16 protein-coding genes are annotated in these 15114 nt (G+C 70.3%); 10 read left to right on the forward strand and 6 right to left on the reverse strand.

Going from position 1 to position 15114, the window contains the following annotated elements; translation table 11 throughout:
• The first annotated feature begins 85 nt into the window (after positions 1-85).
• The 9 genes from ACFY3L_RS00355 to ACFY3L_RS00395 all read left to right on the forward strand — a co-directional run bounded on the left by ACFY3L_RS00355 (position 86) and on the right by ACFY3L_RS00395 (position 6987).
• Positions 86-1048 carry an ATP-binding protein gene (locus ACFY3L_RS00355; protein WP_389316755.1) on the forward strand — a complete coding sequence of 321 codons (963 nt, stop codon included), beginning with the start codon at positions 86-88 and terminating at the stop codon, positions 1046-1048.
• Between the two features lie 17 nt (positions 1049-1065).
• Positions 1066-1458 carry an SCO5389 family protein gene (locus ACFY3L_RS00360; protein ID WP_389316758.1) on the forward strand — a complete coding sequence of 131 codons (393 nt, stop codon included), beginning with the start codon at positions 1066-1068 and terminating at the stop codon, positions 1456-1458.
• The gene (locus tag ACFY3L_RS00365; protein ID WP_389316761.1) at positions 1448-2461 is read left to right on the forward strand and encodes an LLM class flavin-dependent oxidoreductase; all 1014 of its coding nucleotides are present in this window, start codon (positions 1448-1450) and stop codon (positions 2459-2461) included. The genes ACFY3L_RS00360 and ACFY3L_RS00365 overlap by 11 nt, the downstream gene beginning before the upstream one ends.
• A gap of 105 nt (positions 2462-2566) precedes the next feature.
• The gene (locus ACFY3L_RS00370; protein WP_389319113.1) at positions 2567-2962 is read left to right on the forward strand and encodes a Fur family transcriptional regulator; all 396 of its coding nucleotides are present in this window, start codon (positions 2567-2569) and stop codon (positions 2960-2962) included.
• A gap of 223 nt (positions 2963-3185) precedes the next feature.
• A complete protein-coding gene (locus tag ACFY3L_RS00375) occupies positions 3186-4130 on the forward strand; it encodes a metal ABC transporter substrate-binding protein (protein WP_389316763.1) in 945 nt (314 codons plus the stop codon).
• Entirely contained in the window at positions 4123-4938 is an 816-nt protein-coding gene (locus ACFY3L_RS00380; protein WP_389316766.1) for a metal ABC transporter ATP-binding protein, read from the forward strand. Before ACFY3L_RS00375 ends, ACFY3L_RS00380 begins: the two co-directional genes overlap by 8 nt.
• Positions 4931-5791, forward strand: a complete 861-nt coding sequence (locus ACFY3L_RS00385) for a metal ABC transporter permease (RefSeq protein ID WP_389316769.1) — start codon at positions 4931-4933, stop codon at positions 5789-5791. Before ACFY3L_RS00380 ends, ACFY3L_RS00385 begins: the two co-directional genes overlap by 8 nt.
• Positions 5778-6662 carry a metal ABC transporter permease gene (locus tag ACFY3L_RS00390; protein WP_389316772.1) on the forward strand — a complete coding sequence of 295 codons (885 nt, stop codon included), beginning with the start codon at positions 5778-5780 and terminating at the stop codon, positions 6660-6662. The genes ACFY3L_RS00385 and ACFY3L_RS00390 overlap by 14 nt, the downstream gene beginning before the upstream one ends.
• Before the next feature lie 40 nt (positions 6663-6702).
• The gene (locus ACFY3L_RS00395) at positions 6703-6987 is read left to right on the forward strand and encodes an ArsR/SmtB family transcription factor (RefSeq protein WP_389316775.1); all 285 of its coding nucleotides are present in this window, start codon (positions 6703-6705) and stop codon (positions 6985-6987) included.
• Between the two features lie 51 nt (positions 6988-7038).
• Here ACFY3L_RS00395 and ACFY3L_RS00400 read toward each other — a convergent pair whose 3' ends face one another.
• The 3 genes from ACFY3L_RS00400 to ACFY3L_RS00410 form a co-directional block, all read right to left on the reverse strand.
• Positions 7039-7824 carry a hypothetical protein gene (locus ACFY3L_RS00400; RefSeq protein ID WP_389316777.1) on the reverse strand — a complete coding sequence of 262 codons (786 nt, stop codon included), beginning with the start codon at positions 7822-7824 and terminating at the stop codon, positions 7039-7041.
• 288 nt (positions 7825-8112) lie between these two features.
• Entirely contained in the window at positions 8113-9399 is a 1287-nt protein-coding gene (locus ACFY3L_RS00405; RefSeq protein ID WP_389316780.1) for a YibE/F family protein, read from the reverse strand.
• Between the two features lie 184 nt (positions 9400-9583).
• Positions 9584-9898: a hypothetical protein gene (locus ACFY3L_RS00410; protein WP_389316782.1), complete on the reverse strand. Its 315-nt coding sequence runs from the start codon at positions 9896-9898 to the stop codon at positions 9584-9586.
• Between the two features lie 292 nt (positions 9899-10190).
• On the opposite strand from ACFY3L_RS00410, the gene ACFY3L_RS00415 reads away from it, so the two are divergent.
• Positions 10191-11819 carry an ATP-binding protein gene (locus tag ACFY3L_RS00415; RefSeq protein WP_389316785.1) on the forward strand — a complete coding sequence of 543 codons (1629 nt, stop codon included), beginning with the start codon at positions 10191-10193 and terminating at the stop codon, positions 11817-11819.
• Positions 11820-11922: 103 nt separating this feature from the next.
• Here ACFY3L_RS00415 and ACFY3L_RS00420 read toward each other — a convergent pair whose 3' ends face one another.
• From ACFY3L_RS00420 to ACFY3L_RS00430, 3 genes are all read right to left on the reverse strand, one after another.
• Positions 11923-12966, reverse strand: a complete 1044-nt coding sequence (locus ACFY3L_RS00420; protein ID WP_389316788.1) for an ABC transporter substrate-binding protein — start codon at positions 12964-12966, stop codon at positions 11923-11925.
• Between the two features lie 28 nt (positions 12967-12994).
• Positions 12995-13840: an ABC transporter permease gene (locus ACFY3L_RS00425; RefSeq protein ID WP_389316791.1), complete on the reverse strand. Its 846-nt coding sequence runs from the start codon at positions 13838-13840 to the stop codon at positions 12995-12997.
• A gap of 97 nt (positions 13841-13937) precedes the next feature.
• Complete coding sequence (locus ACFY3L_RS00430; RefSeq protein ID WP_389316794.1) at positions 13938-14741, reverse strand: ABC transporter ATP-binding protein; 804 nt, start codon at positions 14739-14741, stop codon at positions 13938-13940.
• Positions 14742-15114 lie beyond the last annotated feature (373 nt).

Consider the following 15114-nt stretch of genomic DNA (forward strand, 5'->3'; position numbering starts at 1 on the left):
CGGTAGCCGCGTGGTCGCGGCGCCGGAAGGGCGAATTCGGGCGAACCGCTTGACGGTGAAAATGAAAACCGATACCACTAATGCTGTGAAGACAGCGTTTGTGGGCAAGGGTGGCAGCGGCAAGACGACGCTGGCTGCGCTCTTCGCCCGGTACCTTGCCCAACACCACGTCCCGCTCCTGGCGATCGACGCGGACATCAACCAGCACCTGGCCGTGGCGCTCGGCGCCGAACAGGACGAGGCCGCGTTGCTGCCCGCGCTCGGCGACCATCTCGACGAGATCAAGGAACACCTGCGCGGGGACAACCCGCGGATCGCCTCGGCCGCGGCGATGCTGAAGACCACGCCGCCCGGCGCGGGGTCGCGGCTGGTCGGTGTCGCCGACGGCAACCCGATCTACGACCGCCTCGTCCGGCCGGTCGGTGGCGTCCGGCTCGCCGTGACGGGCCCGTTCGCCGTCGACGACCTTGGCGTCGCTTGCTACCACTCGAAGGTCGGCGCGGTCGAGCTGCTGCTCAACCACATGCTCGACGGGCCGGGGGAGTACGCGGTGGTGGACATGACCGCAGGCGCCGACTCGTTCGCCTCCGGGCTGTTCACCCGCTTCGACCTGACGTTCCTGGTCTGCGAGCCGACCGTGCGCAGCGTCGGGGTCTACCGGCAGTACACCGGCTACGCCCGCGACCACGGGGTGCGGGTCGCGGTCGTGGGCAACAAGGTCGACGACGACGATGACGTGGCGTTCCTGCGCGAGCAGGTCGGTGACGACCTGTTGTGCTGGATCGGCCGGTCCGGGTTCGTGAAGGCCGCCGAGCGCGGCCGGCATCTGCCGATCGGCGACCTTGAGCCGTCCAACGCCGCCGCGCTGCGCACGATGCGCGCCGCGCTGGACGGCTGCGTCAAGGACTGGCATCGCTACGCGGCGCAGGCCGCGGAGTTCCACACCCGCAACGCCACGGCGTGGGGCAACGCCCGCGCCGGCGCCGACCTCACCGCCCAGATCGACCCCGACTTCGTCCTGCAGCCGGCGACCGTCGCCGCGCGCTGACCGTAGAGGAGCAACCGATGTCACTCGACGTCCCCACCGCACTGCTGGAGCGGGCCGAGGCCGGACCTGTCGACGATGCCGAGTTCGTCGCCTGCGTGCGCGACTCCCTGCCGTACGCGTGGACGGTGATCAGCGGCGTCGCCGGCGACCTGCGCGCATCCGGCGGCGACTTCGCCGACCACGAGGTGCCGCCGCCGAGCGAGGCCGAACGCGGGCAACTGCTGCGCGCCCTGGCGAGCGACGCGATCCGCGGCGGCCTGGAGCGGCACTTCGGGGTGAAGCTGGCGTTCCAGAACTGCCACCGGGTCGCCGCGTTCGCCCCGGCCGCAGTCGGCGGCGAGCGCTACGAGGCGTTCATCTCCCCTCGGGGTCAGCTGCTCAACCAGTCGCCGGAATTGCGTGACTGCTGACCTCGGTGCGGCCAGCAGGGAGTTGCGTGTCGACGCCTTCCTGCTGGCCGGCCAGTTCCCCGGCGCCGGCCATGGCGACACGCTGCGCACCGCCGTCACCTACGCGCAGGCTGCGGAGCAGGCCGGCTTCGACGGCGTGTGGCTCGCCGAGCACCACTTCGTCACGTACGGCACGTGCCCGTCCGCCGTCGCCATGGCCGGGTTCGTCCTCGGCCGGACGAGCCGGTTGCGGGTCGGCACCGCTGCGGCGAACCTGTCCAACCGGCACCCGGTCGCGTTGGCCGAGGAGGCGGCGCTGCTCGACGCCGTCTCCGGCGGCCGGTTCGACCTCGGCGTCGCTCGCGGCGGCCCGTGGGCCGACCTCGAGGTCTTCGGCACCGGCCTGGACCGCTACACCCTCGACGGCTTCGCCGAAGCCCTCGGCGTCCTGCTCGCCACGCTCAGCGGCGCCGGTACCGTCCGCGGCGACGAAGCCCGCTTCCGCTTCCGCGACGTGCCGGTCGTACCGCGGCCGCCGCGCGCCCTGCCGGTGTGGGTGGCGGCGACCTCGCCCTCAACGGTGGACCTGGCCGCCGGCCGCGGGCTGCCACTGCTGCTCGGCGTGCACGAGACCGACGTGGGCAAGGCCGATCTGATCCGCCGCCACGCTCAACGGGGTGCCGAGCACGTGTCGGCGCATCTGGCGTACGTCGCGGACACCACCGCGCAGGCCGAGGACGTGCTCCGCGCGACGCTCCCCGGGTGGCTCGCCAGGGCGGCTGAGCACGTCCGCATCGACGGCACCACCACGACCAGGAACCTCGCCGACTACGTCGAGCACCTGCTGGCGATCCATCCGATCGGACCGCCCGACAGGTGCGTGCAGCTTCTCACCGGCACGCTCACCGGCACCGGCGTCCGGCGGGTGCTGCTCATGGTCGAGGCCGGCGGTACGCCGGAGCGCACGATCCGCAACATCGAACGGCTCGGTGCCGAGGTCCTCCCGGCCCTGCGCGCCGCATGACTGCCGGTGCTCGGGGCATACACTGGGCGTCGCCGGCACCGGCCGGCATGATGCCACCGTCCGGTACGGGCGGGCACCGGGTGGAGGAGGGGCGCAGTGAGCGACATGATGGCCGGCGCCACGAGGAACACCCGGCAGCGCAGCGAGGTGCTCGCCCTGCTCGACGAGACGGCGGACTTCCGCACCCCGCAGCAGCTGCACGCACTGCTGGTCCAGCGCGGCGCGAATGTCGGCCTCACCACTGTGTACCGCACGCTGCAGCTGCTGCAGGAGGCCGGTGAGGTTGACGTCACCAGGCTGCCGGGCGGTGACCAGTTGTTCCGCAAGTGCGGCCGCGGCCGCCATCACCATCACCTGGTCTGCCGCCACTGCGGCGCCACCGTCGAGGTCGAAGGCCCCACCGTGGAGCGCTGGGCCGACCGGATCGCGGTCGAGCACGGCTTCACCGACGTCGGTCACACCCTCGAGATCTTCGGCACCTGCCAGGCCTGCGCCGCCTGACGGCGGGCAAGGACCACCCGGGTCGTCGGACGGCGCCCGGCGCCGCTATCCGGAACGAAAGTCATTTGTGGTCGGCGAGCACCGGCGGTGGTCTGCCTGAGTGCCTGCCGCATGCGCACATTGCGATGCGACGTCTCGTTATCGCAAATGAAAACGAGTACCGTCTGGCTCGTTCGGGCGACTGACTGCCCGACGGACGACTCGTATCCGAGGAGCAACCGATATGAAGCTGCGAACACTCGCAGTCGCCGCCACGTTCACCAGCCTGGTGGTCGGGCTCGCCGCGTGCGGCGGCAATGCGGGCACCACGGCCCAACCGGCGGACGCCGCCGGCGCCAAGCTGGCCGTGGTCGCGACCACCACCCAGGTCGCCGACTTCGCCCGCAACATCGGCGGTGACCGGGTCGCCGTCACGCAGCTCATCAAGCCCAACATCGACCCGCACGACTACGAGCCGACCCCGGCCGACCTCACCGCCATCGGCGCCGCCAAGGTGCTCGTCAAGAACGGCGTCGGCCTGGAAGGCTGGCTCGACGCGACCATCAGCTCCGCCGGGTTCAAGGGGACCACGGTCGACGCCAGCACCGGCGTGAAGATCCGCCAGGGCGAGGGCGACGAGGCCGATCACGGCGACCCGCACATCTGGCACGACCCGCGCAACGCCAAGCTGATGGTGCAGACCATCGAGAAGGCGTTCAGTGCCGCGGCGCCGGCGGACGCCGCGACGTTCGCCAAGCACCTCGCCGACTACAGCGCCAAGCTGGACCAGCTGGACGCCGACATCGCCGCGAAGATCGGCAAGCTGCCGGCCGGCGACCGCAAGCTGGTCACCAACCACGACGCGTTCGGCTACTACATCGACCGGTACCAGCTGCAGTTCGTCGGCTCGATCATCCCCAGCTTCGACACCTCCGCGGAACTGTCGGCCAAGGACGTCGAGGACATCGTCGCGAAGATCAAGCAGACCGGCACGAAGGCCGTGTTCTCCGAGAGTTCGCTGCCGCCGAAGACCGCCGAGGCGATCGGCAGGCAGGCCGGGGTCACGGTCGTCGCGGGCGAGGACGCGCTGTACGGCGACACCCTCGGCCCGGAAGGCTCCAGCGGCGACACCTACCTGAAGATGGAGACCCACAACACCGACACGATCGTCAAGGCACTCGGTGGCTGAGCCCACGACCGAGCCGGCGACGCCGACGGCCCTCCCCGTCGGCGTCGCCCTGCGCATCGAGCACGCAACGGTCGCCTACGACGGCACCCCCGTCCTGCAGGACATCGACGCCCACGTGCTGCCCGGCGAGACCGTGGCGTTGATCGGCCCGAACGGTGCCGGCAAGTCCACCCTGATCAGGGCTGTCCTGGGTCTGGTGCCGGTCGCCGCCGGCACGATCACCGTGCTCGGCCGGTCGCCGGCGGACGCCCGCCGCGACGTCGCCTACGTCCCGCAGGCCGACACCCTGGACCCCGAGTTCCCGATCTCCGTGGCGCAGGTCGTGCTCATGGGCCGCTACCGCCGGACCGGATGGCTGCGCCGGCCCGGCCGCGCCGACCGGCGCATCGCCGCGGAGGCCCTCGCCCAGGTGGGCCTCGCCGACCGGGCCAAGGCGAGATTCGGCACGCTCTCCGGCGGGCAGCGCCAGCGTGTGCTGCTCGCCCGGGCCATCGCGCAGCAGCCCCGGCTGCTGTTGCTCGACGAGCCCTTCAACGGCGTCGACGCGCTCAGCCAGGACGCGCTGCTGACCGCGATCGCGGCACGCAAACACCACGGCGCCGCCGTCGTCATCAGCACCCACGACCTGACCCTGGCCCACCTCGCCTGCGACACCGCCTGCCTGCTCAACCGGCACATGTACGGGTTCGGGCCGGTCCATGACGTGCTCACCCCGGACCGGCTGCGCGCCACGTACGGCAGCCAGGCCCTGGAACTGCGCGGCGACCGCGTCATCGTCGCCCACCCGATCGCGAACCGCCATGCGTAGCGCCCTCGTCGAGCCGTTCACCATGCCGTTCATGGGCCGCGCCCTCGCCGAGCTGCTGCTCCTGGCACTGCTCGCCGGCGTCGTCAGCGCGTTCGTGCTGATCCGGCGGCTCGGGTTCGTCGCCGACACCATGACCCACACCGTCTTCCCCGGCGTCGTCATCGGGTTCCTCGCCGCCGGACCGGGCGGCGTCTTCCCCGGCGCGCTCGTCGCGGCTGCGGTGACCGCGGCGCTGCTGACACTGCTCACCCGCTCCCGGCGGGTCACCGACGACACCGCCCTCGCCGTGCTCCTCGCCGCGATGTTCGCCGTCGGCGTCATCCTCGTGTCCCGGCGCAGCTCCTACAGCGCCGACCTCACCGCGTTCCTGTTCGGGCGGCTGCTCGCCGTCACCACCACCCAACTGGCCCAGACCGCCGCCGTCGCCGCCGTCGTCCTGCTCACCCTGGCGCTGCTGGCCAAGGAACTGCGGCTGCGCGCGTTCGACCCGCAGACCGCCGCGGCCATGGGCTACCGCGTGTGGCTGCTGGACCTGCTGCTCAACATGAGTGTCGCCCTCGTCGTCGTCGCGGCCGCCCAGTCCGTCGGCACCATCCTCGTCGTCGCGCTGCTCGTCGTCCCCGCCGCGACGGGCCGGCTGCTCTCCGACCGCCTCGCGGTGATCGCCGCCGTCGGCGTGCTGGCTGCGGCGGGAGCCGGCTACGCCGGGCTCGTCGTCAGCTACCACGCATCCGTCACGTACGGGCTGCGCCTGGCCAGCGGCGGCACCGTCGTACTGGCCCTCGTCGCCCTGTATCTGCTCGCTCTGCTCGTGCCACTCGTGCGTCGGAGGCCGTCCGATGTCGTGGCTTGACCTGGCCCTCAACCAAGCCTTCAACCGGGCCCTCGTCGAAGCGGTCCTGATCGGCGTCGCGACCGGGCTCCTCGGCGTCCAGGTCGTCCTGCGGCGCCTGTCGTTCTACACCATGGCGATGACCCACGCCACGTTCCCCGGCGTGGTCATCGCCGCGGTCGTCGGCGTCGACCTGTACCTCGGCGGCGCCACCGCCGGGGTCCTCGCCGCGCTCGCCGTCGTCGCGCTGTCCCGGCGGCGCGGCCACGACCCGAGCACCGCCACCGCCGTGGCGCTCGCCGCCGGGTTCGCGCTCGGTGTGGTGCTGCTGTCCGCGCAGCGCGGCTTCACCAAGGACCTCACCGCGTACCTCGTCGGCTCGATCCTCACCGTGACCACCGAAGACCTGTACGTCGCCGCGGCGGTCACCGCCGTCGTCGCCGCCGCGCTGGGCCTGGGGCACCGGGCCTTGTTGTTCACCGCGTTCGACCGTGGCGGCGCCCGGGCCGCCGGCTACCGCACCGCCGCCATCGACTTCGGGCTCCTGCTGCTCATCTCGGCGGTGGTCGTCACCGCCGTACCAGCCGTCGGCACCATCCTCACCCTCGCCCTCGTCGTCGCCCCGGCCGGCGCCGCCAGGCTCTGGACCGACCAGATCGCCACGATGACCGCCGTCGCCGTCGGCCTCGCCGTCGCCAGCACCGTCGGCGGGCTGCTGCTGTCACGCACCTGGGACGTCGCTGCCGGCGCCGCGATCAGCCTGATCGCCACCGGCTGCTTCGCCGCCTCGATGCTCATCGGAGTACGTCACAGCCTGCTCGCCCGGTGGCGGCACCGCCGTGCCCTCATGCCACCGTTCGGAACCGGAGCGTCGGTTGCCGGCCAACCCTGAGCAGACACGCGGTCCGCGCCGCGAGGGTGCGGTCGGCGCGGTGACGCTGGCGCGGTACGACGCCGCCAGCTCACTGTTCCGTGCCCTCGCCGCACCGATCCGGCTCGCGATCGTCGAACTGCTGGCGCAACACGACCACCTGCACGTCCACCAGATCGTCGAGGCCGTCGGCGCCACCCAGACCCTGGTCTCCCAGCATCTGCGGGTGCTGCGCCAGGCACAGGTCGTGCAACGCGTCCAGACGGGACGCGACACCACGTACCGGCTGTCGCACCCGGCCGCCCGGCCGATCATCGCCGCAGCCCTGGCCGCCCGCGGCAGCTGACGCCGCCCGCCCATACGGGATGCGTCGTCCGCTAAGAAGTGGGACAACCCCCTATTGGCTGGAGGCCCATAGGACGATGGCGCCGGGGTGCGTGGTCTGACGGGGCTCCACGAACTCCGTGGTCGGGTGGAGTGAGAGACAGTGATCCGCCCAGGTGAAGACGCCGCGGACCGGGCGGCAGCCGGAGGCACCCTCGGTGTTACCGGTCATCGGCCAGCCCTGGTCACGCAGGGCTGCTGCGGTGAGGGTCATGACCTCCGGGTTCGGCGCGCCGTGGCGGCTCCACACCTCGTACAGGCGCAGGCACGGGACGTGAGCGCCGAGGCAGCTGGGGGCGAGCTCGTGGACGTTCAGCTCGTCGGGCAGCGACAGGAAGTCGGCGTCGCGGACCCCCGTCCTCGGTGGGCCGCCTGACGGATTGAGCGGGACGACGAAGAACGAGAGCTGATACCAGCAGGTGAGGAATACCGCCGCGGTCGCGAGCATGGGGATCGTCAGCAGGCCCCGCCAGCCGGGGAGCCGCATGGGGAGCAGCACCAGGCCCACCAGGGTGACCAGGCCGTAGTAGGGCAGCAACCAGTCCTGCGGGGGCGGTGACAGTGCTCCCTGCGGGGGGCCGGCCCAGACGCCGAGCGCGATCAGGCCGACGGCCAGCACGGCCGTGGCGGCAACGGCGGAACGCAGGCCAGGGGCGAGCAGCATCGTGGCGCAAACCGGCACCAGCACTGCCAGCACGGTCCCGATCCGCTCCGACGGCCCGCCGACGCCGAACAGTACCTGCACCAGCACCACGAACAGCGCCACCCCGGCACCCGCCAGCCACGCCTTCCTTCGCATGCCGGGAAGCATCGCACAACATCGAGCACCACATGCGCCGGCGCAGGCGTCTCCGGGGCTTGGCGACACCTCGGCATCGAGGTCCTGGCCGCCAGCTCGAAGCTGCCACAGTTCCTGCTCGACCAGGCGGAACGCGACGACGACGAAGGTGCGTGACCGGCCGGTCCAGGCGGTCGGTGCGGACCGGGCCGCGTTCCCCGGGGTCGTCAGGCGCCGGAGGAGGGGATCGACGCTGATGCCGGCCGCGGCGCACGCGCCGTCCCGTGGCGACGGTGGAGCCGCGTACAGCTACCCGGCGGGGCGTGTGGAGCTCCACAGGTCGTCCCCGTCGTCGTCGCGCCACGGGTCGTCGTCCGGTGGTATGGAAGCCGCCGGTTGCTCCGGTTCGGACGCCGTTTGCTGCTCCACCGAGATGAGCACGGCGAGCGCGGTGGTGATCGGCACGGCGGCGACGATGCCGATCGTGGCCACGACGCTGCGGACGACTTCCTGGGCGAGGAACTCGCTGGTGATCGTCTCTCCGAAGGGTTGGCCGCCGGCCGCGATGAGCAGCAGCACCGGCAGCGACGCGCCTGCGTAGGCGAGCACCAGCGTGTTCACCACGGCGGCGATGTGTGCCCGGCCGACGCGGGTCGCTGCGCGGTACACCTGCCGCCGTGTCATGCCGGGATTGGCGGCTGCCAGCTCGCTCACTGCCGCGGCCTGCGTGACGGTGACGTCGTCCAGCACGCCGAGCGAGCCGATGACGATGCCCGCGAGCAGCAGTCCGTGCAGGTCGACGGCTTGGAAGAACATGGCGAGGGTGGTCGCGTTCTCGCCGCCGTTGCCGGTGAGGTGGGTCAGGTCTACCGACCACACGCCCAGCACGCCGGTGAGGACGAGGCTGGCGAGCGTGCCCAGGACCGCCACGGAGGTGCGCACCGAGATGCCGTGGGTGAGGTACAGCACGGCCAGCATGATGGCCGCCGAGCCGGCCACCGCGACGGCGAGGGGTGGCTGACCGGCGGCGATGGCGGGCACGACGAACAGCAGCAGCACGGCGAAGCTGACCCCGAGCCCGGCCAGCGCGGCCAGCCCGCGCCATCGGCCGAACACCACGATCACGAGGGCGCCGAGGACGGCGAGCCAGATCAGCGGCTTGCCGCGTTGGTGGTCGATGATGGTGTACTGCTGGGCCTCCGGCCCCTCCGGCGTGTCGACGAGCAGCATGACGACCTCGTCGCCGACCGAGACGCGCGGCGCTTGCGGCCCGTCGGGCACCGGGGTACGGATGATGCGGCGTGCGTCGGGTCCGTCCTCGACACGGACGTCCACCGTGCCGCACCGGCTGGTGACGGTGCCGGTCGGGGTCTGGACGACCTCGTCCGGGGTGCAGGCGCGCTCCTCGACCCGGGTGACGGTGCCGAGATGGCGCCTGCCCGTGTCGCCGTCCACGCGGGCCGGCTCGGCGCGGGGCCAGAGCACGGCGATCGCCGCCAAGGTCGCGGCGATCACCGGCAGCATGACGGCGATGATGATGACGCGGATGCGCCGCGACGCCGCCGGTGCGGTGGTGTGGTCGTGCCCGGTTGCCATGCACTCTCTCCTCTTGCAGACGCGCGATCTCGGCGCTGAACGCCTGCGCCTGATACAGATGGGGGAGCCGGCCGGCCCCTGTGAACGTGTGGAACCGGGCGTCGGCCACCAGGGAACGCAGCCGTTCCACGGTGCCCGGATCCGGCTCGGTGACGAAGGAGGCGTACGTGACGTGCCTCTTCGATCAGCGCAGCCACACCTGCAGCAGGGCACGGTCGACCGCCGGGCCCTCGGTTGATCCCGGTGGCTGCGCACCGACGGCCGGCGGCGTGAGTTCGTAGCATCGCGTGCCGGCATCGATCGCCGGCGGAACCACCGTTCGAGCCGAGGAATGGTCGGCGATCGGGCGTTCGGAAGTCTGCGCGGCATCCGACGGGTTCGACGATTCGCATCCGCCGGCGGTGGCGACCAGTTCGGTCAGCGCGTGCGCGCGCTCCGGCAGCAGCACGACGGGATGGACCGTGTAGCCCACGACGCTCAAGGCGAGCAGCAGCCACAACAGCGGCTGCCTGCTGCCCTGACGACGCATTGGATGCCTTTCTCAAGCACGGAGTGGCTGTCACCGTACCTGAAGGCCGCGTGCGGGACCCCGTTGCAGGTGCGGGCGGAGCGCATTGGGTGGTGGCGTCGTCGGTCGTGTGCTGATCCTCATCGAGCAGGCGCTTGGGCTCGAGCCGGTGAGCCCAACACCCTTCTGCCAGTAGGCATGTGGTCATGCGGCGCGGTCCATGTGCAACCGGTGACTGGTGCTGGGTCGTGACGGCGGTCGTGTACCGCCGTACCGTCGTGCCATGGTTCGCCCGCGATTGAGTTTCGCCCGCCAGACGCTGCTGTTGCAGGTCGTTGTGATCACGCTGGTGGTGAGTGTCGGGCTGTTCGTCTTCGGCTGGCTGTTGGACCGTGAGCTGACCGCGCAGTACGGCGAGCGGGCCCGCGCCGTCGCTCATTCCGTTGCCACGGACCCGGCCATCGTGGAGGCCGTGAACCGGATCGACCCCCGAACCGGCCGGCACGACCCGGACGGCGTGGTCCAGGCAAGAGCAGAGGCGGTGCTCCGCAGCACCCACGTGCTCTTTGTCGTTGTCACCGACAAGGACGGCATTCGCCTGTCGCATCCGATCGCCGGCGAGGTGGGGCACCGGGTGAGCACTGATCCTTCTGAGGCGTTGGCCGGTCGCGATGTGGTGACCGTCGAGCGGGGTACACTCGGCGACTCCGCCCGGGCCAAGGTGCCACTGCGCGACCAGACGGGCCAGGTGATCGGCATCGTCAGTGTCGGTATAGGCCTGGATGACATTCAGACGCGCTGGCGAGGGACCGTGGCTGTGGCGGGCCTGTACACCTTGGCGGCGCTGGCACTCGGCGTGGCGGGGGCGGCGCTGCTGACGCGGCGACTGCGGCGGCTGACGCTCGGCCTGGAGCCTCATGAGCTCGCCGAACTCCTACAGGAGCGGGAGGCCGTGCTGCACGGCATCGGTGAAGGGATGCTCGCGGTGGACGCCGCCGGCCGCATCTCCGTCTACAACGGGGAGGCCGAGCGGCTCCTGGGTATCCACTCGACGGTGGGTGCCATGCTGGCCGACATCGATCTGCCCGTGGGTGTCCGATCGGCACTGCGCGACGACGGCGATGCGGACAATCTCGTCACCGTCGCCGGCGATCGGGTACTGGTCGCCAACCGCAGGCAGGTGTGGCGCGAAGGGCGAAGCCTCGGCCGGGTGCTCACGTTGCGCGACCGCACCGACTTCGAGAAGTTGGTCAGCGAGCTCGACGCCGTCCGGACACTGACGGAGGGCCTGCGAGCGCAGCGGCACGAGTTCTCCAACCGGCTGCATCTGATCGCCGGTCTGCTCGAAACCGGACACAGTGCGGAGGCGGTGGAATATCTCCACATGGTGTCGGCCTCGTCGATCGTCACGACGGACGCGGACAGCCAGGCGATCCTGGACCCGTACCTGCGGGCCTTTCTGGCGGCGAAGCGGGCCATCGCCGCGGAGAAGGGGGTAGGCCTGGACATCAGTGAGGGCAGTTGGGTGGACCGGCGAGTGACGGCCCCGGTCGAGGTGATCACCATTCTGGGCAACCTGCTCGACAACGCGATCGACGCCGCACGTCTCGGCGCGATGCGTCCGGCATGGGTGGAGATCGTGCTCGCAGGCGAACAGGACTCACTGCATGTGAGCGTTGCCGACTCCGGTGACGGCATCGCATCGTCGATGGTGGACCGCATCTTCGAACAGGGCGTGTCGACGCGGGCCGGCGACAGCCGAGGGCTCGGGCTGGCTATCGTCCAGCAGTCGGTGCGGGCGCTCGGCGGCATGGTGTGGCTGGCCCAGCCGGGCGGCGACGGCGAGGGCGCGGTGTTCGCCGCCCGCCTGCCGGCTGTTCTGGCTGCTGACACGGCAGCTGATCAGGACTGATCGGGAAGGTCGGCGGGTCCGGCGTGGCGGACCCGCCGACAGCAGAGCTATCGCTCTGGATCGAATCGCCCGGCAGCAGGGGAGCAGGTCGCTGAACGACCGGTCATGCCTTCGGGACCTTGGTCACGAACTCGGTGGTGTACCCCTTCGTCACGTCGATGGACGCCTTGCTGCTGGCGACCTCGGGGATGCCGGCGGCGAGGACGTCGATGACGTTGCGGGCGCCGTCGGCGTCGATGACGCCGTCGCTGGTGAACCCGTCCTTGGTCTCCTTGATCGACGCCACGTACAGCTGCGGGTTCCCTCCCGCGTAGTCGGCCGGCATCTTGGCGGCGATGTCCTCCGCTGAGCTGCTCGCGATGAAGCGCAGGGTCTTGACGAAGGCGTTGGCCAGCTTCTGGGCCTCCCGTGGGTGGGCGGTCAACCAGTCGCAGGGCATGTAGAGGGAACTGGCCGGGTAGAGCCCGCCGAGTGCCGCCTTCGTGCTGTCCACCGTGGACAGGTCGACCAGGGTCGTGGCGGTGCCCTTGCTCAGCAGGGTGGTCGATGTGGGGGGTGTCGTCATGCCCGCGTTGATGCCGCCGTTTTCGATCGAAGCGACGAAGGTGGAGCCTGCGCCGGCCGCGACGCCGATGAAGTCGCCTTCCTTGACGCCCGCCTTCGCCATCAGGGAGTTGATCAAGGCGTTGGTGGAGGATCCCTTGCTGGTGAACCCGACCTTCTTGCCCTTCAGGTCCGCCATCGTCTTCACCGTCGCCGCGTCCTTCGACGACAACATGACCTTCTCCAGCGGCGTGTTGGCGAACTGCACGACGCTCCGGACGCACTTGCCCTTGAGCTGCAGGGTGTAGGCGTGGTCCATGAATCCGACCACCCCCTCGAGATGCCCGGCCAGCATCTCGTTCTCCTGGTTGACCCCGTTCTGCTCGTCGGAGAGCTCGACCTCCAGGCCCTCGGCCGCGAAGTAGCCCAGCCGTTCTGTGAGCATCGCGGGCATGTAGATGACCTTGTTGATGCCGCCGACGCCGATCCGGACCTTCGCCAGCGGACCTTCGGTCTGCGGGGCCGTCGGCCTTTCGGCCGTGCTGCAGGCGGCCAGGCCGGCCGCCAGGCCGACGACGAGGACGGTGGTAAAGAACTTCCGCATGTTCCAGTCACTCCTTTGTGGATGGTCGCTAAACATGGCTGGCTTCGCTCGCCGAAGGCGGACGCCAGCGGAGAAGGCGTTTCTCGAGCGCGGTGAGAAGCCACTCCGCGCCGAGGGCGACGACCGTGATGATGATCATTCCGGCGTAGATGCCGGCCGCGTCGAACGTGCCCTGGGAGTGGGCGATCAGGAGGCCGAGGCCACGTTTGGCGCCGATGACCTCACCGACGACCGCTCCGATCAGCGCGAAGCCGAAGGCGACGTGCAGCGAGGCCAGGATCCAGGAGGTCGCGCTCGGGATGACGATCGAGGTGAGTACCTTCGTCCGGCTCGCCCCCAGGATGCGGGCGTTGTTGACCAGGTTGCGGTCCACCTCGCGAGCGCCTTGGAACGCGTTGAAGAACACCGCGAAGAAGACGAGGACGACGGCGGTGGCGATCTTGGAGGACAGGCCGAGGCCGAACCAGATGACGAACAGCGATGCGAGCACGATCCGGGGAATGGCGTTGGCGGCCTTGATGAACGGGGCGAGGACCTCGGCGGCGAACCGGGCCCGGCCGAGCAGGATGCCGAGCACGACCCCGGCGATCGACCCGATCACGAAGCCCGACGTCGCCTCCCAGAGGGTGACGCCGATGTGCTCCCAGATCGGGCCGCTGCTCGGTCCCACGGTGAACCAGTCGTGCAGGCGTTGCCAGATCTGTGAGGGCTGGGAGTAGAAGAACTGATCGATGCCCCAGCGTTGGGCGTGGTCCTTCCAGTCCAGCGGCTTGCTGAAGTGGGTTCGCCCGTCGAAGTCGACCCAGTAGCGCGCGGCGAGTTCCCACGCCGACAGGCCGACTGCGACCAGCAGGACCCGGACACTCCAGACCACTGCCTTGTGGCGAAGCCGTGATCTGCTCGCAGCCCGGACCGCCGCGCGTTCGGCGTCCGCGGACGGTCCCCGCGCCGGGGTCGGCGGTACGTCGGTGTCAGGCAGCATTGAGCGTCGCTCCTCTTCTTGCCCGGGCGACCTCTTCACGCAGGCAGTCCCAGATCTCGCGGTAGATGTCGAGGAACGCCGTGGTGAGACGGATCTCCTCGACGTCACGGGGCCGAGGAAGATCGATCACGAAGTCGGCCTTGATGGTCGCCGGCACGGCGGTCAGCACGACGACCCGGTCGGCGAGTGCGATCGCCTCCTCGAGGTCGTGCGTCACGAAGATCACGGCCGCGCCGGAACCGGCCCACAGTCGCAGCAGTTCGTCCTGCATCAGGCTGCGGGTCTGGACGTCCAGTGCGCTGAACGGCTCGTCCATCAAGATGATCTTCGGGTCGTTGACGAGTGTCTGCGCGAGCGCCACCCGCTTGCGCATGCCGCCGGAGAGCTGATGGGGGTAGTAGGACTCGAAGCCGGCGAGGCCGACCCGCTGGACCCAGGTCGTCGCCACGGCGCGCGCGTCAGCCTTGCGGACACCGCGGAAACGCGGCCCGGCGGCGACGTTGTCCAGCACGTTCTTCCACGGCATGATCGCGTCCTGCTGGAACATGTAGCCGATGCCTGCCGGGATTCCCCGCACGGGCTCGCCGCCCACCAGGACCTCACCGGAAGATGCCGGTTCGAGGCCCGAAACCAACGACAGCGTGGTGGATTTCCCGCAACCGGTCGGGCCGACCACCGCCACGAATTCACCTGGGTGAATGGCCATGTTGAGGTTTTGAACCGCTGTCATGATTCCGGTCGAGCCGCGGAAGCGCTTGGTAGCCTCCCTCAACTCGATCACGGGTTGGGTCACGTCTCCTCCTTGTGTTGCCCGGCGATTGCAGGGGTGTTTCACCGGGTGTTCGCAGGAGGGTAAGGAACCGGCCGGCCGGGCTCCTAGCCTTGACGTTGTTGCGTACGCAATTGACGTTCTGGAGGTTTCGCGCGTTTTGCTCGCGGCGGTTCACGGGCTGGCTGAGTGATCCGGGATCCGATCGTGCGTCGCTCGTCGTGCCCGCCTGCAACGACGTGTTGACCTGCGCCTTCTGGCGGTGCGTCGTTCGGACTGCTGACGCGCTGCGGTGCGGGCCGGCACGCGTGACTCCACCGAGCTCCCTGACGTGTTGGCCGCTTGCCCACCCCGGCTTCGCCGGCACCACCGAGTGATTGACACGACGCAACGATCA

The sequence above is a fragment of the Dactylosporangium sp. NPDC000521 genome (assembly GCF_042898305.1).
In the GTDB taxonomy this organism is placed as follows: Bacteria; Actinomycetota; Actinomycetes; order Mycobacteriales; family Micromonosporaceae; genus Dactylosporangium.